The sequence below is a fragment of the Shewanella maritima genome, from assembly GCF_043643735.1.
In the GTDB taxonomy this organism is placed as follows: domain Bacteria; phylum Pseudomonadota; class Gammaproteobacteria; order Enterobacterales; family Shewanellaceae; genus Shewanella; species Shewanella maritima_A.
The window spans coordinates 83,149-108,698 of sequence record NZ_JBHZSM010000013.1; the positions used below are offsets into that span (position 1 = coordinate 83,149).

General features: G+C 40.5%; 25 protein-coding genes. 10 read left to right on the top strand and 15 right to left on the bottom strand.

Features of this window, described 5'->3' with window-relative positions; translation table 11 throughout:
• Nucleotides 1-21 precede the first annotated feature (21 nt).
• Nucleotides 22-783 carry an ABC transporter substrate-binding protein gene (locus ACHUGF_RS13940; RefSeq protein WP_394132094.1) on the top strand — a complete coding sequence of 254 codons (762 nt, stop codon included), beginning with the start codon at nt 22-24 and terminating at the stop codon, nt 781-783.
• A gap of 222 nt (nt 784-1,005) precedes the next feature.
• Here the strand turns inward: ACHUGF_RS13940 and ACHUGF_RS13945 are convergent, their stop codons facing one another.
• The 3 genes from ACHUGF_RS13945 to ACHUGF_RS13955 form a co-directional block, all read right to left on the bottom strand.
• Nucleotides 1,006-1,401, bottom strand: a complete 396-nt coding sequence (locus tag ACHUGF_RS13945; RefSeq protein WP_394132095.1) for a hypothetical protein — start codon at nt 1,399-1,401, stop codon at nt 1,006-1,008.
• A 20-nt stretch (nt 1,402-1,421) separates the two neighbouring features.
• Nucleotides 1,422-2,033, bottom strand: coding sequence for a GNAT family N-acetyltransferase (locus ACHUGF_RS13950; RefSeq protein ID WP_394132096.1), 612 nt, complete (start codon nt 2,031-2,033; stop codon nt 1,422-1,424).
• Between the two features lie 199 nt (nt 2,034-2,232).
• On the bottom strand, nt 2,233-4,104 hold the full coding sequence (locus ACHUGF_RS13955; protein ID WP_394132098.1) for a choice-of-anchor I family protein: 1,872 nt from the start codon (nt 4,102-4,104) through the stop codon (nt 2,233-2,235).
• 194 nt (nt 4,105-4,298) lie between these two features.
• On the opposite strand from ACHUGF_RS13955, the gene ACHUGF_RS13960 reads away from it, so the two are divergent.
• The 3 genes from ACHUGF_RS13960 to ilvN all read left to right on the top strand — a co-directional run bounded on the left by ACHUGF_RS13960 (nt 4,299) and on the right by ilvN (nt 8,273).
• Nucleotides 4,299-5,549: a multidrug effflux MFS transporter gene (locus tag ACHUGF_RS13960; protein ID WP_463602296.1), complete on the top strand. Its 1,251-nt coding sequence runs from the start codon at nt 4,299-4,301 to the stop codon at nt 5,547-5,549.
• A 511-nt stretch (nt 5,550-6,060) separates the two neighbouring features.
• Nucleotides 6,061-7,779 (top strand): acetolactate synthase 3 large subunit, encoded by a 1,719-nt coding sequence (locus ACHUGF_RS13965; protein ID WP_394132100.1) that lies wholly within the window; start codon nt 6,061-6,063, stop codon nt 7,777-7,779.
• Complete coding sequence (gene ilvN, locus ACHUGF_RS13970) at nt 7,779-8,273, top strand: acetolactate synthase small subunit (protein WP_394132101.1); 495 nt, start codon at nt 7,779-7,781, stop codon at nt 8,271-8,273. The genes ACHUGF_RS13965 and ilvN overlap by 1 nt, the downstream gene beginning before the upstream one ends.
• 82 nt (nt 8,274-8,355) lie before the next feature.
• Here the strand turns inward: ilvN and ACHUGF_RS13975 are convergent, their stop codons facing one another.
• The 8 genes from ACHUGF_RS13975 to speA form a co-directional block, all read right to left on the bottom strand.
• Complete coding sequence (locus ACHUGF_RS13975) at nt 8,356-9,240, bottom strand: putative ATP-dependent zinc protease (RefSeq protein WP_394132103.1); 885 nt, start codon at nt 9,238-9,240, stop codon at nt 8,356-8,358.
• A gap of 32 nt (nt 9,241-9,272) precedes the next feature.
• Nucleotides 9,273-9,623 (bottom strand): DUF3802 family protein, encoded by a 351-nt coding sequence (locus ACHUGF_RS13980; RefSeq protein ID WP_394132104.1) that lies wholly within the window; start codon nt 9,621-9,623, stop codon nt 9,273-9,275.
• 72 nt (nt 9,624-9,695) lie between these two features.
• The gene (locus tag ACHUGF_RS13985; RefSeq protein WP_394132105.1) at nt 9,696-10,271 is read right to left on the bottom strand and encodes a YceI family protein; all 576 of its coding nucleotides are present in this window, start codon (nt 10,269-10,271) and stop codon (nt 9,696-9,698) included.
• A gap of 87 nt (nt 10,272-10,358) precedes the next feature.
• Nucleotides 10,359-10,808 (bottom strand): YaiI/YqxD family protein, encoded by a 450-nt coding sequence (locus ACHUGF_RS13990; protein ID WP_394132107.1) that lies wholly within the window; start codon nt 10,806-10,808, stop codon nt 10,359-10,361.
• A gap of 10 nt (nt 10,809-10,818) precedes the next feature.
• A complete protein-coding gene (gene pdxH / locus ACHUGF_RS13995) occupies nt 10,819-11,457 on the bottom strand; it encodes a pyridoxamine 5'-phosphate oxidase (protein ID WP_394132108.1) in 639 nt (212 codons plus the stop codon).
• A 95-nt stretch (nt 11,458-11,552) separates the two neighbouring features.
• Complete coding sequence (speB, locus tag ACHUGF_RS14000) at nt 11,553-12,485, bottom strand: agmatinase (RefSeq protein ID WP_394132109.1); 933 nt, start codon at nt 12,483-12,485, stop codon at nt 11,553-11,555.
• Between the two features lie 25 nt (nt 12,486-12,510).
• Nucleotides 12,511-13,446, bottom strand: coding sequence for an adenosylmethionine decarboxylase (locus ACHUGF_RS14005; protein ID WP_394132111.1), 936 nt, complete (start codon nt 13,444-13,446; stop codon nt 12,511-12,513).
• An 84-nt stretch (nt 13,447-13,530) separates the two neighbouring features.
• Nucleotides 13,531-15,456 carry a biosynthetic arginine decarboxylase gene (gene speA / locus ACHUGF_RS14010; RefSeq protein WP_394132112.1) on the bottom strand — a complete coding sequence of 642 codons (1,926 nt, stop codon included), beginning with the start codon at nt 15,454-15,456 and terminating at the stop codon, nt 13,531-13,533.
• 515 nt (nt 15,457-15,971) lie between these two features.
• Here speA and ACHUGF_RS14015 point away from each other — a divergent pair.
• The 4 genes from ACHUGF_RS14015 to ACHUGF_RS14030 all read left to right on the top strand — a co-directional run bounded on the left by ACHUGF_RS14015 (nt 15,972) and on the right by ACHUGF_RS14030 (nt 19,348).
• Nucleotides 15,972-16,805, top strand: coding sequence for a CvfB family protein (locus tag ACHUGF_RS14015; protein ID WP_394132114.1), 834 nt, complete (start codon nt 15,972-15,974; stop codon nt 16,803-16,805).
• 92 nt (nt 16,806-16,897) lie between these two features.
• Nucleotides 16,898-17,551 carry a YceH family protein gene (locus ACHUGF_RS14020; RefSeq protein WP_394132115.1) on the top strand — a complete coding sequence of 218 codons (654 nt, stop codon included), beginning with the start codon at nt 16,898-16,900 and terminating at the stop codon, nt 17,549-17,551.
• Between the two features lie 19 nt (nt 17,552-17,570).
• Nucleotides 17,571-18,440 carry an ABC transporter permease gene (locus ACHUGF_RS14025; protein WP_394132116.1) on the top strand — a complete coding sequence of 290 codons (870 nt, stop codon included), beginning with the start codon at nt 17,571-17,573 and terminating at the stop codon, nt 18,438-18,440.
• A complete protein-coding gene (locus tag ACHUGF_RS14030; RefSeq protein WP_394132117.1) occupies nt 18,437-19,348 on the top strand; it encodes an ABC transporter ATP-binding protein in 912 nt (303 codons plus the stop codon). Before ACHUGF_RS14025 ends, ACHUGF_RS14030 begins: the two co-directional genes overlap by 4 nt.
• A gap of 360 nt (nt 19,349-19,708) precedes the next feature.
• Here the strand turns inward: ACHUGF_RS14030 and ACHUGF_RS14035 are convergent, their stop codons facing one another.
• From ACHUGF_RS14035 to ACHUGF_RS14045, 3 genes are all read right to left on the bottom strand, one after another.
• On the bottom strand, nt 19,709-19,918 hold the full coding sequence (locus tag ACHUGF_RS14035) for a cold-shock protein (protein ID WP_011496716.1): 210 nt from the start codon (nt 19,916-19,918) through the stop codon (nt 19,709-19,711).
• A gap of 261 nt (nt 19,919-20,179) precedes the next feature.
• On the bottom strand, nt 20,180-21,007 hold the full coding sequence (gene rlmA, locus ACHUGF_RS14040) for a 23S rRNA (guanine(745)-N(1))-methyltransferase (protein WP_394132120.1): 828 nt from the start codon (nt 21,005-21,007) through the stop codon (nt 20,180-20,182).
• Between the two features lie 30 nt (nt 21,008-21,037).
• Nucleotides 21,038-21,895, bottom strand: a complete 858-nt coding sequence (locus tag ACHUGF_RS14045) for a hypothetical protein (protein WP_394132122.1) — start codon at nt 21,893-21,895, stop codon at nt 21,038-21,040.
• A 312-nt stretch (nt 21,896-22,207) separates the two neighbouring features.
• On the opposite strand from ACHUGF_RS14045, the gene sbcB reads away from it, so the two are divergent.
• Entirely contained in the window at nt 22,208-23,623 is a 1,416-nt protein-coding gene (sbcB, locus tag ACHUGF_RS14050; protein ID WP_394132124.1) for an exodeoxyribonuclease I, read from the top strand.
• A gap of 67 nt (nt 23,624-23,690) precedes the next feature.
• Nucleotides 23,691-24,584: a cytidine deaminase gene (gene cdd / locus ACHUGF_RS14055; protein ID WP_394132126.1), complete on the top strand. Its 894-nt coding sequence runs from the start codon at nt 23,691-23,693 to the stop codon at nt 24,582-24,584.
• An 80-nt stretch (nt 24,585-24,664) separates the two neighbouring features.
• Here the strand turns inward: cdd and ACHUGF_RS14060 are convergent, their stop codons facing one another.
• Nucleotides 24,665-25,537 (bottom strand): NAD(P)-dependent oxidoreductase, encoded by an 873-nt coding sequence (locus ACHUGF_RS14060; protein WP_394132127.1) that lies wholly within the window; start codon nt 25,535-25,537, stop codon nt 24,665-24,667.
• Nucleotides 25,538-25,550: the final 13 nt, after the last annotated feature.

Here is a 25,550-nt window from a genome sequence, read left to right on the forward strand (position 1 = left end):
TGATAACAACAAAGACTGATTATGCTTAAAAAGTTATTAATAGCGGCATTATTTATTTGCTTCAGTCAAACTTTGGCTGCAAAGACTATCGTGAAAGTGGGTGGATACCCCTTCTCTCCTTATGTAGATATCAGTCCACAAGGTCACTATTCAGGCCTAACCTTAGATTTAATTTCAGCTTTAAACAGAATTCAAACCGAAGTTGTTTTCCAATTTGTTGCCACGAGTACTGAACAGCGAAGAAGAGCTTACGAATTAAACCGCTATGATGTGATTTTTTTTGAAGATGTAAAATGGGGATGGCAAGACGCCTCTTTAGAGTACCTGCCACTGAATATTAAAGATGGTGAAGTATTTATTAGCTTGAATGAACCTGTAAAACAGCAACAATATTTCGATTCACTCGATGCCAAAACTCTTAGTTTAATTCAGGGATATCATTATAAATTCGCCGAGTTCGAAACAAGCAAAGACAAACTGGCAGAAAAATTCAAAGTACAGTTTGTTGCTTCTAATGAGGCTTCCATCAAGAGCATACTCAAGCAACGAGCTGAAATAGCCCCTGTCACTTGGTCATACTTGAAATACTATCAAAAGCGAGAACCTGAGCAGTACCAAAAGCTGATTATTTCAAATAAGTGGGATCAACAATATGACTTTGGTGTGCTAATCAAACCCGAATCGCAAATCAGTATCGATAAAATCGAAAAATGGATGGCTGAACTCACTCATACAGGCGTTTATCAGCGCTTATTAACCACATACAATTTGTCGAGTCATTAGTTATTAGTCATTAGTCATTAGTCATTAGTCATTAGTCATTAGTCATTAGTCATTAGTCATTAGTCATTTGGGCACTCTTCCAAAAACAAAAATGATAAGTAAATAATACTTATCATTTTATCTTGAAGATCGGTATTAATTCATCGTTTTGTGCACATACCAAATATCATCCAGTGATGATAAATACCATTAAGTATTAAAGGAATTCACTGGAAAGCAAAACTACATTGTTGCCATGGCCCAATACTCTAATCTGTCTTTTGGTGAATATACCACCTGCTTACATAAATCTTTGTATTGGCGCATCAACACACCTAAGTTATTTCCGCCGCTTAACTTTGCCATTTGCAGTTCTTTAGCCGCGTCTAAATCTTGTTTAACTTGGCTAGGTTCCCGATATTGTTCTGCTAACGATTTTGCATCAACTGCTGACACTTTTAGTCTGTCACCTACTGCCTGCATTTGTGGTGCGTTCATCGCGCCAATCATTTGCGAGCTGATCTCATAGTAGGCAGCACATTGAACAACCTCATCAGTGAATGCTTTTTCGGCAGCATCTTCTGCTTGAGCAACAAATGCCAACATAGCACTACAAAATACGATTCCTTTTATTTTCATTATCGATCCTTTTTGTTTTATTAATTCGCACAGTGATGTTGATGAAATGCAAGACGCCCCTTCAAGTGTGATGACACTTGTGGCCACTCTTTATCTATTATAGAAAAAACTACCGTATCTCTTAATGTTCCATCAGCTTGAATTCTATGATTACGTAATACGCCATCTTGTTTAGCCCCTAAACGGGTAATGGCTTGTCTAGAGGCTTGGTTATGCCAATGGGTTCGAAACTCAACAGCAATACATTGCAGCTCATTAAAAGCGAAATTAAGTAACAACCATTTAGTTTCAGTATTCACCGCTGTGCGCTGAAAGCTTTTTCCATACCAAGTATAACCAATCTCTAACCGACGATGAATTTGGTCATAATGACAGATACGGGTACAACCTATGATTTTTCCGCTTAAGCGATGCCTCACAACAAAAGGGATGCAATCACCTGAGTCAGCATCAGTTAACGCTTGCTCAACATATGCTTTCATGCCTTTTCCATCAGGTATATGTGTAAACCACAATTGCCATAAATCACCATCACCCGCAGCGATAATTAACGCTGGCACATGGTCCAACTTAAGTGGCTCAAGGATAACATTCTCACCACTCAAACATGCATGCTTAACCTGCTGATTCATGGTCATTACCTTTGAAAAATAAACCAAAATTCACTTATTAGCATACCTTAATTTAGTTAACTTTAAACCCCTATTTATCGCTGACTAAACCGAGTATTAACGCAATTTATTTGAAAGTAAGAAAAAGCCAGCTTTTTAAAAGCTGGCTGTTTCTGCACAATCCTAACATTCACTAGAAATTACATTGCTAAGAAAGGACTTACAAGGTCAATTGGTATACCGAAGTGCTTCCACTGACTTCATTACCTATGATGAGCAGCGGTAAACCGGTTGGACTATCACTAGAGTGAACAAACTTCATTCCTTCAGGCCCTAAATCACCAGCCATTTCTACTAGCCCAGTGATATTTTCGCCATCGATTTCAAACTCAACGCTATAATCGCGATTATTAACATAATCTACAAAAGACACGTTCATCGGGTTGGTAATATCGTAAACCATGAAGCCACCAGTGCGCTCTAGGCCAATAAATGCATAAGTTGTATCACCTATTTGACCAATCGCAACAGCTTCTGGTTCAGGGCCTTTGTCATCGCTTCGGCTATCCCCTTTACTTTCTTCGTTATGATTATTGAAATTGTTACCTAACATCGCGGCGGTAATTTTTTCAAAGTCACTGCCACTGTCATACACTTGTACCCCTTCTTTAGTCCAGATTGAAAATGACCTAGCGCCATATGACACTATCTTGTCGTAAACACCTGGCGTTTCGGTTTCACCCATTGATGTTGTCACTTTCAAACGGCCTAATTGCGTGTCATCTTGAGCAGCTGCTACCTGAGAGTGATTCGCTGTGAGCGTTAAATCTTCTGCGCGTACTTCCTCAGAAAATCCATCATAATCTCGTGAATCACCTTCGTTAGCCGTCACAATAAAATCAAGCCCATTCCATTGGTAACTGGCAAGTGCATCCGGTTGATACATACCATAAACACCTTGATAAGTGGTGATATTGATACTGTCATCCTTGTCACTTGCATCAATTTCATTACCTAACAACCCATAATCTTTTAAACCTAGGGCGTTGATGCTTTCAATTGATTTATTTGCAAGGTCAATCACGGCAATGGCATTGTTTTCTTGCAAGCTAACAAAAGCATATTGACTGTCTTCAGAGATTGCGACGTATTCTGGCTCTAAATCTTGCGCCACATTGGCCATTGGCCCATTAATTTTTATCAGTGAGGAGAGTTCATCATGACGCGCCTCGCCTTGATTAAATGCTTTAAAGTCAACAGTATCAGCAATTGTGGCAGGTGAATTATCAGTGATTGCAATGAGGGAAATACTACCTTCAGGGTCAACAATATAACTGTCATTTGGTTCACCTTCATTTGCCACGACAAGTAAACTGCCATCTGGGGTAAATGTAAGATTATCTGGCAAAGCACCGACATCAACGGTAGATATGAAACTTGGCGCAGAGTTTTGGTTTAACCGATAAAAAGCCACCACGCCGTTACCTTGCTTACTGTTACCCAGCAGATCTGCTCGTTCAATCGCCATAGCCAATAAATCATTGGTGATGCTCACACTATTGACACTACCTAAGCCAGATAAACCGCTATCAGCAACTGGGTCTAACGTACTTATTAACGCTAAGTTATTCAGGCTATATGGTTGAGTGATGTCTGTAGGTTCAGATAAAGATGATAGATCGATAATGTCGACCTGGCCGCTTTGTGCATTCACCACAAATGCTTGTTGTGCACTCGGATAGTAATCCACCATCTCTGCCGCACTGTGGCCGAAAATACCAGATGCATAGCGACCAACTAGCTCGATATCGATATTGCCCTGTGCTGCTGCGCATTGATACACGTCTAAACTAGCGTCTATTTCAGTTGAGTCCAGCACACCATTTCGATTGGTGTCTAACCCTCTGCTAATCAGTGTGCCACCGTACACACAATGCTCATTCCCTTTTGCGATATCTGATACCGCGACAACTGTGTTAAAGCCATCATTACCATCGTTGCCATTAGTGCCGTTTGTTCCATCGTCACCACTACACGCCGTTAGGCTCATTGCGGCAAAAATCATTGATAAAGAAAACAGTTGCTTAGTCATTTTTATGTCCTTATGAAATAATTGCTTGATACATTAAGAGACGTATATGACAAAATCGAGAACGAAAAATGACCTCCATGTGACAGTGAATTTGGTGTGATATATCAATTTACATTTAAAACAAGCAAGCTAGATAAGTTGGGTATACAATATCGCGATAAAAATTAACGCATTTTGTTTAATTTGAGGTTGTATTGAACTCGTCCCACCCCAACAACTCTGATCTGGATTTTCAGCAATTTCCCCCACTAGCTTTGCTTATCCCTATGCTAGCTGCCATTGTCGCAATAACCCCTCTTGCTATCGACATGTATTTGCCTGCCATGACCATATTGGCGCAAAGTTTCGATAGTAGCGTGACAGTAGTGCAACAATCTTTAAGTATCTATTTAGCGGGTTATGCACTGGGCATGCTGACATTTGGCCCTATGGCAGACAGATTCGGCCGTAAGCGATTAGTGATTGTCGGCTTAACGGGATTTAGCATAATTAGCACCTGTATTGCTTTTACCCAGTCAATTGAGTTGTTCTTAATCTTTAGGCTAATGCAAGCATTTATTGGCGCTGCTGCGACGGTTGTTGTGCCGGGTTACATTAAGGAAGTGTATGGAGATAATACGGCTAAAGGGATGTCTTATGTCAGTCTCATTATGATGCTGGCACCGCTAGTTGCACCAACATTAGGCAGTTTAATTCTGGGTGTAGCCGATTGGCACTTTATCTTTTTAAGCCAAGCCATTTACGCGCTTGTACTGTTATTGCTAGTACTCACAAAATTAAAAATGCCAAGCGATAATGATCCTAACGCCCGTAGTCAGAAGTCTTTTTTCAAAGCCTATTACACAGTATTTTCTCGTAAAGGTGTCAAGCTGCATATCACCAGTGGCGTACTCACCTCTTTTGCTTTTTTCTGTTATCTAACAGCTTCGCCTTTTATCTATATGGAGGTTTTTGCGTTAGATAAATCAATGTTTGCCATATTATTTAGTACTAATGTGGGGGCTTTAATGCTCGCTAACATCCTTAACTCGCGGATTGTTGGGCGCTTTGGCTCAAAACGTATGCTCACAGTATCAACCTTCTTTGGCTTCATCTCAGCCTTAGGCCTACTCAGCGTTAATTTATTAGGGCTGAGTTATCATTACACTGTCGCCATGTTGATCCCGTTAATGGGCTGCTTGGGGATTATGTCAGTCAATGCTGATGCCATTGTATTAATGAAATTTAAACGTGAAACGGGCACCGCTACTGCGGTTATTGGCACGTTGAGGTTTGGTTTTGGCGCTATTGCAGGACCGCTGCTTGCGTGGTTTTATACAGGTACGGCAGTGCCCTTTTCGGCATTAATGATGATTTCTGTTTTCTTAGTTGCTGTGTGCCAATTTAGTCAAACAGTGATTAGCCGTACCGATGTGGAAAATCTCAACAGTAAAGTTGAAAGCTAAAGTGTAGCTAATTCAATATGAGTAGCTGACATTTAGACCCCCTTTAATAGCGGTGATTGCGCCTCTTCATCGACCTAACATAATGAACACCGCATTTGCCAATCTCAAAATCGATTGCAATCTATCAGCCTAATTTCAAACAATTACCGCTTGTTATCTAGTCAAAGTCTTCTAATAGTTATTTTCTTAAGCAATATCTTACCCTTAAAAAGTGTGTTTAATTTGCCCTGCTTAGTCTCTCAAAACTGAACAACTGGTTTTGATTGACAAGCCTTAGACAAAAATTTTAGCACCCACAAACATGAGTAAAATTCAAGTTTTGATTAAATCTTTAAATAACTGTTGAAGTAAAAATAAATTTACATATAGTGAAGGTGTTGCAAAGTTATATGAACAACATTAACTGTGGCAATAAGTGTCAGGATTACCATCTTGACTATTTAATAAAACGATTACCGTCGTTGTATTCAAAGATACTGTTTACCATACGGTAACTTGTGAGGGCTGTTTTATGGAAAAGTTATCTGGAGCGAGCATGGTTGTTCGCTCGTTAATCGATGAAGGTGTAAACCACATTTTTGGCTACCCTGGTGGTTCAGTACTCGACATCTATGATGCTTTGCACAAAGTTGATGGCGTTGAACATATCTTAGTTCGCCATGAACAGGCTGCTGTTCACATGGCTGATGGTTATGCTAGAGCAACGGGTAAAGTGGGCGTTGTACTCGTTACATCTGGCCCTGGTGCAACGAATGCCATCACCGGAATTGCGACAGCCTATATGGATTCAATTCCAATGGTGGTGCTATCTGGCCAAGTACCAAGTAATTTAATTGGTAATGATGCTTTCCAAGAGTGCGATATGATTGGTATTTCTCGTCCAGTCGTTAAGCATAGCTTTCTTGTCACCGACCCTAAAGATATCCCTGAGATCGTTAAAAAAGCCTTTTATATAGCCTCCACGGGCCGTCCGGGACCTGTCGTGATTGATTTGCCAAAAGACAGTTTGAACCCAGAGCTATTACACGATTATATCTACCCAGAAAACATTTCAATGCGTTCTTATAACCCCACGACATCCGGTCATAAAGGCCAGATAAAGCGTGGTCTAGATGCACTATTACAAGCACAAAAACCAGTGTTATACATTGGTGGCGGTGCAATTATTTCTGCATGTGATCAACAAATCCTACAGCTTGCAGAAAAACTGAATATTCCGGTGATCAGTACACTCATGGGGTTGGGGGCTTTTCCAGGTACCCATCAACAAAGCCTTGGCATGCTTGGAATGCATGGACGCTATGAAGCTAACATGGCCATGCACAATTGTGATTTGATTTTTGGTATTGGTGTACGTTTTGATGACCGGACCACCAATAATGTAGAAAAGTACTGCCCTAACGCTAAAATTCTTCATATCGATATTGATCCCTCCTCGATTTCTAAAACGGTGCGAGTAGATATCCCTATTGTAGGTTCTGCTGACAATATCTTATCAAGTATGTTGTCTTTATTAGATGACTCAGGCAAAGACAATAACAAAACCGCGATGGATAATTGGTGGACTCAAATCAATACATGGCGCGAGCGTAAATGTTTAGAGTTTGATCGCACCAGTGATAGGATCAAACCACAGCAAGTAATTGAAACACTACATAAACTCACTAATGGCGACGCATATGTGTCTTCTGACGTGGGACAGCACCAAATGTTTGCAGCCTTATATTATCCTTTTGATAAGCCAAGACGTTGGATCAACTCGGGTGGCCTTGGCACCATGGGGTTTGGTTTGCCTGCCGCTATGGGTGTGAAAATGGCGATGCCTGATGAAACGGTCATTTGTGTTACTGGTGACGGCTCAATTCAAATGAATATTCAGGAACTATCAACAGCGCTGCAATACGATACACCAGTTAAAATTATCAACCTAAATAACCGATTCCTTGGCATGGTAAAACAATGGCAAGACATGATTTATAGCGGCCGCCACTCGCACTCCTATATGGACTCGGTGCCTGATTTTGCAAAAATTGCTGAAGCTTATGGCCATGTAGGTATCACTATTAGTGATCCTAAAGAGCTTGAAAGCCAATTAGAATATGCATTAAGCCTTAAAGACAGGTTAGTGTTTGTAGACATCAGTGTCGATGAAACTGAACACGTATACCCAATGTTGATCCGTGGTGGTGCAATGAACGAAATGTGGTTAAGCAAAACGGAGAAAAGCTAATGCGTAGGATTATCTCAGTATTATTAGAAAACCAACCAGGCGCCCTTTCCCGTGTTGTCGGTCTATTTTCACAACGAGGCTATAACATCGAAAGCTTAACTGTAGCACCTACGGAGGATCATACTCTTTCTAGGTTAAACATTACTGTGCTTGCTGATGAAACAAAGTTAGAGCAAATTGAAAAACAACTGCACAAACTCATTGATATCCTCAAAGTGGCAAATATCACTGAAACAAGCCATATTGAGCGTGAAATTGCGTTAGTTAAAGTGAAAGCACAAGGCCAAATGCGTGCTGAGGTTAAACGCACTGCAGATATTTTCCGTGGACAAATTGTTGATGTCACAGCAAGCCTATATACCATTCAAATGGCAGGCCCAAGTGACAAAATTGATGCGTTTATTGAAACCCTCACAGAAGTCACTAAGGTGATTGAAGTGTCTCGCTCTGGGGTTGTTGGTCTTGCTCGCGGCGAAAAAGTGATGAAAGTATAGGTAAAGCACTCATATTAAGCCCTATAAAGCACAAATAAAAAAGCCGCATCAATGCGGCTTTTTTGATTCAATGATAAGGCGACTATTTTGATTTTATATCTACATCAACAATGTAGTGTCCTTGCAACCAATTACGTCCAATCAACAATTTGTAGCTCATCTTAGAACGGTCTCGTAAATTAGTATCAACCATAAACTCTTCACCAGGCTCACCGATTTTAAGCTTTACCATATAGCGAATTTCACTGCCTTGAGCATTTCGAATAAGGGAAGTATTGGTGATACGAGTTCGCACTTGAGCTGATTCACCTTTCTCGTTCTCAGTTGTAAAGGTGATGAATTTACCAATATTGTTGTCCATATTGGTTTTGTCTTCATCTTCAATGTGCATATCAATAGCATGTAATGAGTTTTCTACAGCACCTGTATCAATACGGGTTTTAAAATTCAGGCCAGACTCAACAATGGAAAGTTTTGCAACGGGTCCAATGAACTTTTTATCTGACACATCGACAACATAGCTACCTTTTAAAAAATTACGTCCTATGAGTAACTTGTAATCCATGTGTTCACGATCACGCAGGTTCACTTTGACAGTTTTGAGCGCAGACTTAAAACCAATATCCAGCTCGACCATATAACGGGTCTCAACACCCTGCGAGTTTTTTACTGTTGAGGTGTCAACAATCTTAGCTTCTAGGCGTTTTTTCTCACCCTTTTCATTCATGGTGGTAAAAGAAACGTGCTTACCAATATTCTTTTTCATATCGCTATCACCGCCACCCACAATGGTAAGGTCAACGGCATGCAAAGAGGAGTTACTCGCGCCGGTATCCATTCTGGCGGCAAACATTAAATCACTGCCAGCAACCGTCATTATTTCGGCTTGTTTCAGTGTTTTTTTAGGTTCTGCGACAGCGTGTAAAGAAAGAAAAAGTAAACTGAATATTGCGATACGCAAATACATGAAAATTCCTTAAATGTTGCTAGGTAGCACTTTTAGTTCAAAAGCTTATCAACTTCTTGATCAAACAAGTTTTTAATGAGCCCAGAAAATTCTGTAATAAATACATATTGTTGTGAAGTAGCTTGATGGTTACCAATACTGCCTAAGATCTCTTCAAGATCATACACAATCGCATCAATTTCTCTTATGACCATGTTACGCTGTGCAAAAGATAATTGCGGATTTTGGCTACAGACCGACATAATCTGTTCAGAGAGTTGTGTTTCAAACAGTGCCATTACAGAACCGGCACTTTGATCACTTGCTTCGGGGGTTTCAAATAAACCGAGATGTTCAGTTAAATACTGAATGAGATGAATATAACCGTCTTTATCAGTAACCATTGTTTCTCCAGTGAGTGCTTTGCCATGTTTAGTCCGTACTTAACCATTATTAAGCACGGACTAAAAATAAGGTTATTGCGTTAAGGTTAACACAAAAGTGACTGGCACAGCCAAGCTGATACTGGTTAATCCGGCAACTTCACGCAGTTTTTCAACCCCTTCGGTTAATCCGAAATCAGCTGCGGATACCACAACAGGCTGCAGACTTGTCACCACCATTTTGTCTTTGGCTAACTTAGCGACCATCACATCAAAGTTTTTATTCACTTTCATACCGTGAAGGTCAATTTCGCCAGTCACTTGTGTCACAAGCGTATCACCGACATTTAATCCACTCACTAATTTGGGGTCAACTTTTGCTGTCAGTTGTAGTTTTGGAAATTTTGCTACCTCAAACAATATTTTTTGCATACGTTCATCACGGATCTCAATGCCGGTATTCACGCTGTTGAGTGGAATTTTTAAACTGAATTCACCAGAATCAGAATACTGACCCGCTATTGCATCAAATGTATGTACTTCCGCAATATCTTGTTTCTTAATGGAAATGAAATTAACTCTAGAGTGAGCCTGACTCACTTGCCAATCTGCTGCATAGATTGATGATGAACATAGACTCAACATGACTATTGGTAACCACGTTTTCATAACGAAATCCTTTCTCTTTATGTACATTGAGGCAATAGCGCCGTGTTCACAATAGTATAGACAAAAAAGCCATATATTAGCGATGAGTTATTTTAACTTTGCTAGCCATTTATCCAGTGCTTGTGCAAATGCATGTTTATCGCTTTGGGAAAAACTACTCGGCCCTTGAGTTTGTATGCCACTACTGCGCATTGTTTCCATAAAGTCCCGTATATTAAGGCTTTGACGAACATTATCGTGCGTGTATACCGTGCCTCTAGGGTTTATGGCAATACCACCTTTTTCAATCGCATCAGCCGCCAAAGGAATATCCGCTGTAATCAATAAATCCCCTGCCGACATCTCTTGCACAATATAGTTATCAGCTTCATCAAACCCTGAACTGACACGTATTGACTTAATATATGCCGAGTTAGGAATGCCGATAAGTTGATTGGCAACCAGAATAACTTGCACCTGTTTGCGCTCAGCTGCGCGAAAAAGCATATCTTTTACTGGCCTTGGACACGCATCTGCATCAACCCAAATAGTACTCATAATATTATTCCTAAGGTGCTAAACGCGATACTTGCCAATCACTGGCTTGTTTTTCATAGATAAATCTATCATGTAGACGATTCTCACCGCCTTGCCAAAACTCAATACTGTCAGGTTTCACCAGATAACCGCCCCAAAACTTGGGTAGAGGCACTTCCCCTTCAGCAAACTTGGTTTTCATCTCATTGAATTTACCAATAAGCGCCTGACGTGCACTGAGTTTGCTTGATTGTTTAGACACCCATGCAGCAATTTGACTGTCTTTAGGGCGACTCATGAAATACTTGCTCACTTCAATCATAGATAAAGCTTCGGCCTTACCTGTTACAGCTACTTGTCGTTCTAATGAGTTCCAAGGAAATAATAAACTGACTTGATTATTGTGATTAATATGCTGGGATTTACGGCTTTCAAGGTTAGTGAAAAACACAAATCCGTTATCATCAAAACGTTTTAACAGCACAATACGTTGAAATGGTTGACCTTGGCTATCGACAGTGGCAACAGACATTGCTGTCGGGTCAATTAAGTCAGCCTCTTTAGCTTGGCTTAGCCAAAGCTCAAATAACTGCATTGGATTTGTGGGTAAATCTGCACTGCGTAACCCCCCTTGAGTATACTCTCGGCGGATATCACTTAAATCACTCATAACATTCCTTCTATGACGGTACTGAGTATCGATAAGCTGTAAATAATAAGCCAACATGACGCTGGCTTTTGACAAATAACTCTAAAAGCGAAAAGCTATTTAGGAGCCTTGTTATGACTCACCGCCCACGCATGCAACATCTCAAGCCCGAGTGTGGCCGCTGCAAGAGCCGTTACTTCTGAGTTATCATAAGCTGGTGCGACTTCAACTACATCCATTCCTACAATATTCAGCCCTTTTAATCCTCGGATGATTTTCATGGCTTTATCACTGGTAATACCGCCACAAACTGGCGTCCCCGTACCAGGAGCAAAAGCAGGGTCAAGACAATCAATGTCAAATGTTACATACAGTGGCATGTCGCCAACTCGTTGCTTGATTTGCTCAACAATTTCTTGCGCTGATATATCATTGGCAGTGGCTGCATCAATTACCTTGAAACCATGACCTTGTTGTTCATACTCAGTTCTAATCCCAATTTGAATCGAATGCTCTACATCAATTAAACCTTCTTTTGGCGCATGATAAAACATAGTGCCGTGATCATACTTACTTCCTTGGCTATAAGTATCCGTATGAGCATCAAAATGTAATAAGGCCATCTTTCCGTATTGCTTATGATGCGCACGTAACAACGGTAAGGTTACAAAGTGATCGCCACCAAAGCTCAATAGCGTTTTGCCTGACTCAAGCATGGAAGTTGCAAAGTTTTCAACTCGGCTTGTGAAGTCGGCTTGATCACCACAATCAAATACTAAATCACCGGCATCGACCATAGATAAACACTCACTGAGTTTAAAGTTCCACGGCCAGCGTGTTTCTTCCCATGCCAAATTAACCGACGCTTGTCTGATTGCCCCAGGGCCCATACGTCCACCAGAGCGCCCTGTTGTCGCCATATCAAAAGGCAGTCCAATAACCACTACATCGGCGTCTGAAGTTTGCGGTTCAAAATTTAAAGGCTGACGTAAATATCCAAATGCATTTGAATACAAGGAGTAATCAGGCTTTTGTGCAAACGTTGTCATAATACTCTCCACGAGAAAACTACTGTTAACATGGCAATATTGTGGGTGCCATTTTCTCAGAATGTTGTTGCTGAAAATGATTAATATTAATTTTATACCCCTGTGCTATGGCAAATGCACATTCCCCTAAATGATGATGCTGAGGGAAATGGTCACGAGGGATTTGACAGTTAAAACCAATAATATCCCAACTAGTGGGCTGTAATAAGTCTAATAGAATACCCACAAAATCAACTCCGTGATGTTGCGGGTTAACATTGGTTTCTAAACTCACATAAGAGCTTTGCTCTTGAGGCGTAATATGAATTGTAAAATATTCATTACCTCTAATGCCATTAACTGAATAGCCAAGTGGGCTAAATAAATGTTCGTCTATCGAAAAACCTGTAAACAAGTCATCTAATTGCAGTTGCTTCCTGATTGTTGAAGCAAGTTGCCCTTCTGCTCTTAAATAATCGGCGACGTTACCTGTAATGTGATACATCATCAATTCACATGATACGTCTGCCTTTTCTGCTCTAAAGTGGCTATCAGAAGTAAACAAAAAATGGTGATGTGAATCAAGATGGCCGATGCGACGTGCTTGACCCGGTATTAATGCATTGAGGCGCGTTGCATCTTGTACAAAAGAACTTGCCTGCTCATTTGCAAAGTATTCATTCTTGCGCTGATAACACACAAAGTCGATTGCTTGTTTGCCAAAATGTTCAATCACAAAACAGGCTGCATCGATTAATGTAGATAAACCACAGGTCAGTATCACCAATTTGTGATCCCATACAAACAAGCTAGATTCGCTGAGAATATAAGCATCTTGATGCTCATTCGATGTCACTGACAGAATTTCAGCCTCTGCTTTTGCCACCACTTGCTGCCAAAACGCCAACGGTTTTTCGCGCAAAGTGCAAGCCTGTGCGTTAAACACAATTTCTAGCTTTTTTTCTGAACCTTCAAAGACCATGTATTCCAACTTAATAAGCCAAAGCTCTGCTTTGGCTTATTACTATCTAAATCAAACGATGTTGTACCACTATAACATCACGCGCTAGGCTGAAGGGTGATTAAAATCTTCAAGATAAGTGTACCCTTCTAATCCTAGTTGTAACTCTTCTAAAATTGATGCCCTTTCATCTTCATCAATATGTTTGTTAACTAACTCTTCATAGGTGCGCATGAATGCAACTGCATCTAAATTGACGTAACGCAGTACATCAGCAACAGTATCGCCTTGTAGTACTGATTCAATGTTCACTAACCCTAACTCATCAAGACGCACAACAGCTGAATTGGTGTCACCAAATAAATTGTGCATATCACCTAAAATTTCTTGGTATGCCCCCACCATGAAAAAGCCAATTAAATATGGGCTTTCAGCACTCCATGCTGGCACTGGCAGTGTAGCTTCAATACCTTGACCATCAACGTATTGATCCACAATACCGTCTGAATCACAGGTAATATCCAACATAACCGCGCGGCGCTCAGGCGCTTTATCAAGCCCTGTGAGTGGTAATACAGGAAATACCTGATCAATACCCCATGCATCTGGCAGAGACTGGAATAAAGAGAAATTCACAAAGAACTTATCGGCTAATTTTGAATTCAATTCATCAATAACGGGTCGATGAAAGCGATTGTTATTGCTCAACAACCCTTTTAATTCATAACACACACGTATGTTCGCTTGTTCAGCCCATGCACGTTGCGCTAAGGTCAGCTGACCCACAGAGAACAGCGAGTGGGCCTCGGCGATATCACTTTGGGTATCGTGATATACCTCAATCAGTGCGCGTTGATCTAATCGACCACTCACTTCAGTCCAAGACTGCCACATATTGTGTAACAGTTGCGGAGCATCATCTTCTGGTGGCTGAATATCTTCAGGGTGGTATGCTTCTGTCCCAATAACATCGGTAATTAGTACTGCATGGTGCGCAGTTAAATGGCGCCCTGATTCAGAAATAATCAGCGGCATAGGTTGCTGATACTCATTACATAAATCAGTCAGTACATTAACAATATTATTGGCATATTCATGTAAGCCATAATTCATTGAGTTACTGCTTTGACTTCGCGTGCCGTCATAATCAACTGCAAGACCACCACCCACATCGAAACAATCAATCTGTGCACCTAATTGGCGTAATTCACAATAGAATCGACCCGCTTCGCCCACGCCCTGCCTGATATCGCGAATGTTGGCAATTTGCGAGCCAAGGTGGAAGTGCAATAGCTGCAAGCTATCTAGCATATCAACTTGTTGTAGTTGATTGACTACTTTCAATACTTGCGCGGCAGATAAACCAAACTTAGATTTCTCGCCACCACTGGCTTGCCAGTTGCCTTTGCCTTGGAAAGCAAGGCGAGCACGAATGCCTAATCGAGGTGTGACACCCAGTGCCTTGGCTTCAGCTAATACCTGCTTAAGCTCAGACATTTTCTCAAGCACGATATACACTTTATGCCCAAGCTTTTCACCAATCAGTGCTAAACGAATATATTCTTTATCTTTATAACCATTACACACAATCACTGAGCTGGCTTTTTGTGCCATGGCTAATACCGCCATGAGCTCTGGCTTACTACCCGCCTCTAGTCCTAATTGCGGTACTTCTTTCGATGTTTGACTCGCCAGAATTTCTTCAACAACGGTCTGCTGCTGATTCACTTTAATCGGATAAACAAGTAGATACTCGTTGTCATAATCATATTTTTTAATTGCATCATTAAAAGCTTCACACAGACTTTCTACACGGTAATGTAAGATTTGTGGAAAACGTACTAATACAGGTAGAGATACGCCGGCTTTAACCATATCGTTAGCCAGCTTGTTCAAGCTGATATTATGATGCGGTAACAAAGGATCCGGTGACACTGTCACTTCACCACTATCACTGATTGCAAAAAACTTTTGGCTCCAATGCGCTACGTTGTAACTAGCACGAGCATCTTCTATAGACCAGTTAGTCATATGTATGTTTCCGAATAAAGTTGCGACAATTGAATTGTCAATGTCGCGATACGTATCACTGTCAGTGAGCCAATACATTCGCTCACCACAATTAAATAATGTTCAATACATCTAAGTATAAACACCAATACGTCTGCAGCTGAAAAATCGTTTAGTAACCAATTTAATCATATGGCAACGACAAGCTGTTATACCGAGTGTTTCACTTATGTGCGTTAACGCTTGATACAATAATACTACGCTCAATATTAGCAAAACCATGTTGCTTTATAACAAGTTACCAACATAGATAGTCATATCAATAGGGCTTTAAATCTGCACTGATAAAAGCGGCGCAATTAAACCTCGCAAGTCACTTGAATGCAAGAAAAATCTTGAATGATCAACAGGCCCTAATAGATTATCCTAAAACATAGCATCAAATAACCAAAGATAGCGAAATAGGCCCGCTATCCATAGTGAATTATGTGTATAATTGGGCCGTTATGCAGTAATAAATTTGAATCGAGTGGAATATGATAGATATTGGTAAGCGTTATACATTAGAAGTCGTCAAACAAGTCAGTTTTGGTGTCTACCTTAATGCCCTAGAGCTGGGGCAAGTACTCTTGCCAAAGAAATATGTCCCTCAAGATTGTGAAGTTGGCGACATGCTTGATGTATTTCTGTATCTCGATTCAGAAGACATGGTTGTGGCGACCACTCAACAAGCAAAAGCAGAAGTCGGAAAGTTTGCTTATCTTAAAGCTGTGGCCACTAATAAAGTGGGTGCATTTTTAGATTGGGGCTTAGATAAAGACTTGTTACTGCCCTTTGGTGAACAAAAGCGTCCTGTTGAAGAAGGCCGCAGTTACTTAGTTTATGTGCATATCAATCATGTTGATGATCGTATCGTAGCATCTAACAAAGTTGATAAATTTTTAGATAAGACACCACCTGCCTATAAAGAAGGTGAAGAGGTAGATCTTATTATTGGCGGAAAAACAGATTTAGGCTTTAAAGCCATTATCAATAATCAACATTGGGGTGTGCTGTACCAGAATCAGGTGTTTAAGAAAATCTACTTTGGTCAGTCAATGAAAGGCTACATTAAGCAAGTTCGTAATGATGGCAAAATTGACCTTGTGCTGCAACAAGGTGGTAAAACTGAACTAGATAAACACGCTACGTTGATTATTGCAAAGTTAACAGCAGCAAATGGATTCTTACCACTCAATGACAAAACTGATGCTGACATTATTTATAGCCAATTAAGCATGAGTAAAAAAGCCTTTAAGAAATCTATAGGCGGTTTATATAAGGCTGGAAAAATTCGCATTGAAACCGATGGTATCTATTTAGCTGAATAATTGCTGTATTAACATTAGTTAACAGACTATGCCTTTGATATATAGCTTGCCTTTGGTATAACAGAGGCAAGCTATTTTATTTTGGGAACGTTATGGAACTCAACGCAAATCAAACACGTGTCATTGGTTGTTTACTCGAAAAAGAAGTAACAACACCAGATCAGTACCCTCTCTCGTTAAACTCTCTCACTTTAGCTTGTAATCAAAAAAGTAGTCGCGAACCTGTCATGGCATTAAGTGAGCAAGACGTGCAACAAACTCTGGATGAGTTAGCCAAAAAAAGGTTAATCAGCGAGCAATCAGGTTTTGGTTCAAGAGTCGTCAAATATCAACACCGCTTTTGTAATACAGAATTTAGCGAAAACCAGTTCTCACCTGAGCAAGTGGCTGTTATCTGCGTGCTGATGCTAAGAGGTGCGCAAACACCTGGGGAATTAAAGTCTCGTTGTAATCGTTTACATGCATTTGAAGATGCCCAACAAGTTGAAGCCGTACTTGTTGCGCTGTCACAACGTGAAAAACCTCTGGTAGCACAACTTCCTAAACAAGCTAATCGTCGTGACCATCAATATATTCAGCTATTTAGTGAACTTGATGAACAACAAACATTTGCCAGTGGCGATGCCGTCTCAATTTCAGCGGATGTGACACATAAAGTGGAACAACAAACCAAAATATCTGCACTTGAAGAAAAAGTGGCGGCATTAGAGTTACGAATTACTGAACTAGAAGCGTTAATTAAATAATCCTAACAAAGGAATGACTATGAGCCGGAGTGCTTCCCCCAATGACACTATTGCCATAAATAGCAATAGTCGACCTTCTATGGTTAATCATATTTGGCAATTGGCTAAATTTGAACTCACTAAACGATTTACCAACAAAAGCGGCATGATAGCGCTGATTGCTTTTCTGTTGGTGTGGACTGTCATCATTCTTTACCCTGTTCGCAGTGCGTCTGACATCCTATTGCAACCAGCCTTTAAGGATTTTATCACCAGCTTTTTGGGACCTAATAGCCTTAATCATTTATTTGAATGGCAGGTTGCTGAGTATGCTGTGTTTTGGGCGATTGCTTTATATGCTTTCCCACTATTTAGTATTTTTATCAGTGCTGATCAATTTTGCTCGGACAAACAAAGAGGCAGCTTTCGCTTTCTAACATTACGCGTCAGTCGTAGTGAGCTATTTTTTGGCCGGTTTATTGGTCAAATGCTTATTCAAGCAGTATTAATCAGCTTGACTCTACTTGTTACGCTGGCATTAGTATTAGTTCGCGATGCCAGTTTATTAGCACCGTCATTAATGAGTTGTGTAGTGATATTTGCCAACGTACTTATTGTGCTACTGCCCTATGTAGCAGTAATGGCAGTATTTTCATTGATAGCTAAAACGGCACGACAAGCTAGTATCTTTGCTATTGTCCTTTGGGCGATAGTGTCCATGATTATCACTATAGTGAATGTACAGTTTCCGACCTTAGCCTTTTTAGATTGGTTACTCCCTGGTGCGCAGATTTCACATATGGTGAATACACAAGGCTTCAATACTTTCTCATTTGCCCCCATCCCAATTTTACAAGCAATAGCATTGCTCATTCTCGGTAAAGTGGTTATGCAACGGAGCGCATTATGAAGCTAATTGAATGTAAAAATCTATCTAAAAAGTACGGTGATAAGCTCGCATTGAATGCTGTTAGTCTTGAGCTTGATTCAGGTGCGCCAATCGCGTTAGTTGGCCCTAATGGTGCAGGTAAAACCACCTTATTCAGTTTATTGTGTGGCTACATTTTACCGACAAAAGGTGAGCTAACTATTTTAGGTGAAAAACCTGGTAGTCCCAACCTTCAGGGCCGTGTGTCTGCGCTACCTCAAGATGCAGCTCTGGACCCAAACTTTAGCGTAAAGAGCCATTTAATTTTTCTAGCGCAGTTACAAGGCTTTAATAGTAAGCAAGCAAAGCAAGAAGCGATAAGAGTACTTGAGTTGGTTGATCTTGCCGATGCGGCTAAACTCATGCCGAGCAGCTTAAGTCACGGTATGAGTAAACGTGTTGCGATTGCTCAGGCCTTGATTGGCCAACCTGAATTGGTGTTATTAGATGAGCCGACAGCCGGTTTAGACCCTGCCAATGCCAGAAAGGTTAGGCAGATTGTGCAAGATTTATCTGATAAAACGACTTTTATTATTAGTTCGCATAATCTTGAAGAACTTGAAAAGCTATGTGATCAAGTACTTTACCTCGAGCAAGGGCAATTACAACAATCAGTGTCAATGCATGCGCAACAAGACACTGACTACCTAACCGTGACGATGCAATCGGCAAATGCTGAACAGTTAGTCAGTCCGTTACTTGCACTGGATAATATCATTAGTGTGAAACCGGTAAACAATGACCAATTGTTGATTGAATACCATAACCTGCAAAATTTCCAAATAGAAATTGCGCTACTAGGCTGGTTTAACAGCAACAATCATATGTATAAATCAATGTTACGTGGTAGAACATTGGAAGACACCTTATTTTCAGGGCAAACAGATTAGCGACATAAGGTCGCCAATATACAAAAACAATTAAACCGGTGAATATCACCGGTTTTTTATGTGTCATGTTGAGCCGACAAAATAATGTTTCGATAAATAATGTAATTTGTACAAGCATCTCTATCAGTTTCACATTTTACAGAAAAATACTTTGACTAGGTAATGAGAGCAGAGTGACACGTCTGACAGCGAAAGAGGAGTGAAGTGCAATTGACACTGAGATGAAGCGAAAGAGACTATTTATCTGAATTGCAAACCTAGATGAGCTTTAAACTGTTGGTAATTTTTAAACAAAAAAAAGCTGCGGTATAAACCGCAGCTTTTAAGTCCTTAATCACTAGCTTAATCGCTAGTCATTAATTAACCGACAACAGAAACGTTTTCAGCTTGAGGACCTTTTTGACCTTGAGTCACAGTGAAAGAAACTTTCTGACCTTCGTCAAGAGTTTTGAAACCATCTGAGTTGATAGCACGGAAGTGAACGAATACGTCTGGACCAGACTCTTGCTCGATAAATCCGAAACCTTTGTCAGAGTTGAACCACTTAACAACACCAGTTACTTGAGACATGATATAAATCCTGTAAATATAAATTAAAGCCTTTGCGGCGGTAAAGCTGGAAAATGCCGGTTTTACTATTACTCATGTTACAGGACGAAACTGATCGTATTGAAACACATAAATATAAGCCCAACCTTCAAGCTGAGATGACTATAAACCATTCTCAGCATAAGTCAACAAACATCATCCTTTATCATCTTTTTTTTTGAAGTAGCGTTTTTAAAGATTTTTTAAGCAGGTCAAATAGTTATTTGAGCAATCACTCAGTTGTCATAAACTCTTTTTACGATAAATTTCAATTTTAAAATCTAATTCGCATTTAAAATCCTGCTCAGACAGCTTTTGTTTTTGGTAATCTGAAAGTTTCCACGCATAAGGCGTCATATTTAGGAAGTTATCAATATCTTTTTTATCTTTTAATTCAATATCATAACTCAAGCATTCTTGATGAATATGCTCAAAACCATCAATTTGTAGCGCCTCATTACTGTGCAATTTAGGATAGTCATAAATCACCTGCTTTAATGCATAGTGATGCTTAGGACCAGGCGAAACTGTCACTAAATAGCCCTCATCTTTCATCACTCGATGTAATTCTTGCGGTTTTGAAGGCGCATAGATGCGAATGGCCAAATCAAAACTTTTATCTGCATAGGGCATTTCAAACACACTCGCCACACTAAAATTTAGATGAGCATATCTTTTAGCTGCGTAGCGAATAGCCGATTTAGATATATCTAAACCAAATAAATCAATTTGCTCATGGGCAGAGCCTAAGTGTTGATACAGGCGTTGACTGTAATAGCCCTCTCCGCAACCAATATCTAACACAGCTAAATCGGATAATCCTTTTACCTTATCAAGAGCAAAATCGTTCACCCTGTCGCTCAACTTCTGATAAAAACCTTGGTTCAAAAACTCACGTCGAGCCATCATCATCGCTTTATTATCACCAGGGTCTTTTGATTTCTTTTTTTGAACAGGTAATAAGTTCACGTAGCCTTCTTTGGCACGATCAAATTGATGCCCCTTTGGACATTGCCAACTGGTTTGAGCTAAGGACAAGTTTCCAGCACAGATAGGACAGATATAGGTCATATAATTTCAATAATAGAGTCAGTAAATGGGTTAGTGATCATCTGCAAGTTTATCCACAACATCCACTAAGCTTTTAGGTGCGAGTAGTTCAAAGCAATCGAGTCGGCGTTGTAGGGCTGCTATTTCATAAATATCCTGGGTATTTGCCGCCTCATTCAAACTCGGCCTCGATTGAGATTCTTGGTAACTGCGCCACAACCATTGACGTTTGCTTTCAAGCAAAGCATCAAGTCGACTTAATTCAGTAATTAGCTTTTGATCAACTACCCCTAGCTCGCCGCGCAAGTATAAAGTGATCTCTTTTCTAACTAAATCAATTTCAGAAATTTCGAGTGTTAATTCATTACTTGGTGCGTTAAATTGAGTTTGCCTAGCAAGTATGGCTGCCGCATTAGTATGGCATTGGATCTGTATGGGAGATCGAAGATCAAACTCTAGGCCGATTAGGTCTATTGACATAATCGTGTCAATTTCAACCTGTAACTGGTTATCTATTAATGATAAACAAAGGTCAACACCTTGCCTAAGGCTGTTCGACACTCTTTTAGGCTCAATCCCTAAAGTGCCATAACACCTAAACCCCTGTCCAAGACCTCTAGACAATTGCTTAGTCGACTGCGTTAAACCTGATAAATCAGTATTTTCCTTGTCTTTTATGGTGGCTGCTTTTACATCAAGATGGTTTATAGATATGTGTACAAAAGGCAAGTGCTTCACTACGAGCTGGACATTATTAGAGTCCATATGTTGCACGATTATTTCTATCATGGGATTTGCTGCATTAGCCAGCAAAGCTAATTCACTAACATCATCAGGTAAAACTATGTGCAAGCTGGCAGGCAATGATATAGAGACTAATTGCGGTGGTTCAGTAAAATTCAAATTCATTTATTTTCTATCCATGAAGGTACTGCTAATGCAATTTATCAAATCGATATTATTATCTATTAGGCAATTGGCAACCGTGAGATAAGATTGGCCAATAGTTATGCAGTTAATAGTACGGCACCGATAATCGCTCTACTTCTATATAACCCTTATGGTTTAATACATTTGGCTATAAATGAAAATATCTGTTAAATCTACATAAGTAAATAGTCATATCAAGATATACTGGCATTTATCAAGCGGCATTATCACTTTAATAAGTCACTCTAATTATTAATTCAATATTTTGACCATTGGGTACCGATTAAATCTATGAACCAACAAAATCAGCCAACACTTTTCTGGCACGACTACGAAACTTTTGGCGCAGTCCCTGCAAAGGACCGTGCATCGCAGTTTGCCGGTATCAGAACAGATTTAGATTTAAATATTATCGGTGAAAGTGAATCTTTTTATTGTAAAGTTGCGCCAGATTATTTGCCGGCTCCAGAAGCCATTTTAGTCACGGGTATTACCCCGCAATTAGCTAATATGAAAGGCATACCAGAAGCCCAGTTTATGCAACGTGTAAATCAGCTTTTTAGCCAACCTAATACTACGGTAGTTGGCTATAACTCGTTGCGTTTTGATGATGAAGTCACTCGATATGGTTTTTACCGTAATTTCATTGACCCTTATGCCCGCGAATGGCAAAACGGTAACGCGAGATGGGATATCATCGATTTAGTGAGAGCTTGCTATGCCTTTAGACCAGATGGTATCAATTGGCCTCGAAATGAAGATGGCAGTCCAAGTTTTCGTCTTGAACTGCTGACGCAAGCTAATGGTTTGAGTCATGAAAAAGCCCATGACGCAATGTCAGATGTATATGCCACCATTGGGATGGCAAAGCTTATCAAGCAAACCCACCCCAAACTGTATGATTATTATTTCAATTTAAGGCGAAAGCAGGCAGTAAACACCCAGATTGATGTGTTAAAGATGCAGCCCCTTGTGCATGTTAGTTCGAAAATTAGTGCAGCAAATGGCTGTACCACTCTGATTGCGCCAGTAGCTTATCACCCGACCAATAAAAATGCCGTTATATGCGTCAATCTCGCCATGGACTTAGCACCTTTGCAACAACTATCAGCTGAAGAGTTATTAGCCAGAATGTATACGGCTAGAGCCGATCTTACTGATGATGAATTGCCCGTTCCAATTAAGCTAATTCATATCAATAAGTGTCCATTTATTGGTTCTGCAAAATTGTTAGATGATGAAGTATGCCAGCGTATCGGTTTTGATAAATCTTTTGCTAGAGAGCAATACAAAAATCTAAAACAAATGCCGGATATTCGTGAAAAACTCAATCAAGTTTTTGAAATTGAAAACGATAGGTCCCCTACTACCGATCCTGATCTTATGCTATATAGCGGTGGCTTCTTTAGCCATGCAGACAAAAGTAAAATGGAGATTATCAGCCAGACCGCTCCCCAACACCTTGCGGCCCTTGATTTACAATTTGAAGATCCCCGCATTGATGAAATGTTATTCCGCTATCGTGCTAGAAATTACCCAGAAACATTGGATCATCAAGAGTCCTTAAAGTGGCGTGAATTCTGTCAACAGAGATTATCAGATCCTAATTATGTGATTCATCTCGAAAACTTGGTTGAAGAAACCAGCCAAAATGAGCACAAACAAAAGCTACTAAAAGCCCTATACCAATACTTACAATCGTTGTAGTTTGCCACAACATACTCCTAAGCATTCACAACGACACAATATTTTTAAAAATTCGAGGAAAAGGGATATGCAAGATCGCTTTGTTAAAAATATCGCACAACTACCAACACCGCTGGCGGATGCATTAATCCCCCATTTAGGTGATGGATTTAATGGTTACTTCAGTGCAGCTCAGGTAAATGAGTTAGCGACAGCTGCCAAACTGGATGAGCAAGCGTTACTTTTAGCGTTACTTCCCATCGCTGCTGCGATGGCTACCCCAGGAATTAGCCACTTTTATGTCGGTGCAATTGCTAAAGGCATTAGCGGCGATATTTATATGGGGGCAAACCTTGAGCTACCAGGTGAGTCTTTGTTTCACTCGGTACATGCTGAGCAAAGTGCCATCAGCCATGCCTGGTTAAAGGGGGAGAAACAAATTGTGGATGTGGTGGTTAACTTCAGTCCATGTGGCCACTGTCGACAATTTATGAATGAACTTGTTGAGGGGAGCAAGGTCATGGTGCACTTGCCTGAACAAGATGCACAACCACTAATCCATTATTTACCTTACCCATTTGGGCCTAAAGATCTGAATGTGCACCATCCATTACTTTCAGAGTCAAAGCAATCATTTGAATTGAATACCAATGACCCAGTGACAATGGAAGCCCTTGCACAGTTAGAAAAAAGTTACGCACCTTACACCAGTAACTTTGCCGCGGTGGTGTTAGAAACGAAAGATGGCAAAATGTTTGCTGGCCGTTATGCTGAGAACGCTGCGTTTAACCCTTCAATGCAACCAATGCAAATGGCCCTTTCAAACTTGTCTCGCAATAACTATCGCCATGAAGATATTTCTCGTGCAATTTTAGTGGAGTCTTCACAAGGGCAAATCAGTCTTGTTGGTGCAGCAATGGATGCGTTGCACGCAATTGCGGCCATTGAGCTGGAACATGTTGTGATAGAGCCTTCTGTATAGATTATTGACGGCTTTGAATTAAGCTTCGCAAACAAAAAAGGACGGTATTGACCGTCCTTTATATTTGGCGCACATTCGAGTTATCTGTTTTTTTCAAGACGCGCTAATAAACTAGACGTATCCCAACGATTTCCCTTCATTGCCTGTACTTCAGAATAAAATTGATCTACGAGTGCAGCAACAGGCAAGTGACTACCATTTCGCCTTGCTTCTTCAAGTGCGATGCCTAAATCTTTGCGCATCCAATCGATAGCAAAACCAAAGTCATACTCTCCGTCCCACATAGTTTGGTAACGATTTTCCATTTGCCAACTTTGAGCTGCACCTTTGCTGATCACATCAATCACTTTCGGGCCATCAAGCCCCACACTTCTGGCAAAATGTAAGCCTTCGGCAAGACCTTGTACAACGCCCGCAATGCAGATTTGATTGACCATTTTAGTCAATTGACCCGCACCGACCTCACCCAATAACTCAGCGCAGCGGCTATAAGCATCAATAACAGGTTTCACCTGCTCAAAAGTAGACTGACTACCACCCATCATAACTGTCAGCACCCCATTTTCCGCACCAGCTTGGCCACCAGAAATGGGCGCATCCATAAACTCGATATTTTCAGCTTTCAATAAAACGGCCAATTCACGGGCAACGTCTGCTGAAGCCGTAGTGTGATCAACCAATATAGCTCCCGCTTTCATGCCTTGAAGCGCACCATGCTCACCACTAACGACTTGACGCAAGTCATCATCGTTACCTACACAAGTGAACACAATTTCTTTTGCATCGGCAGCAAGTTTAGGTGTGGTAGCGTAATCGCCGCCATATTGCTTTACCCACTGTTCAGCTTTGGCAGTAGTTCGGTTATATACCGTTACCTCATGACCTTCCTTTGCAAGGAAACCTGCCATGGGATATCCCATAACACCTAAGCCTATAAATGCAACTTTAGCCATATATCCCTCTTCT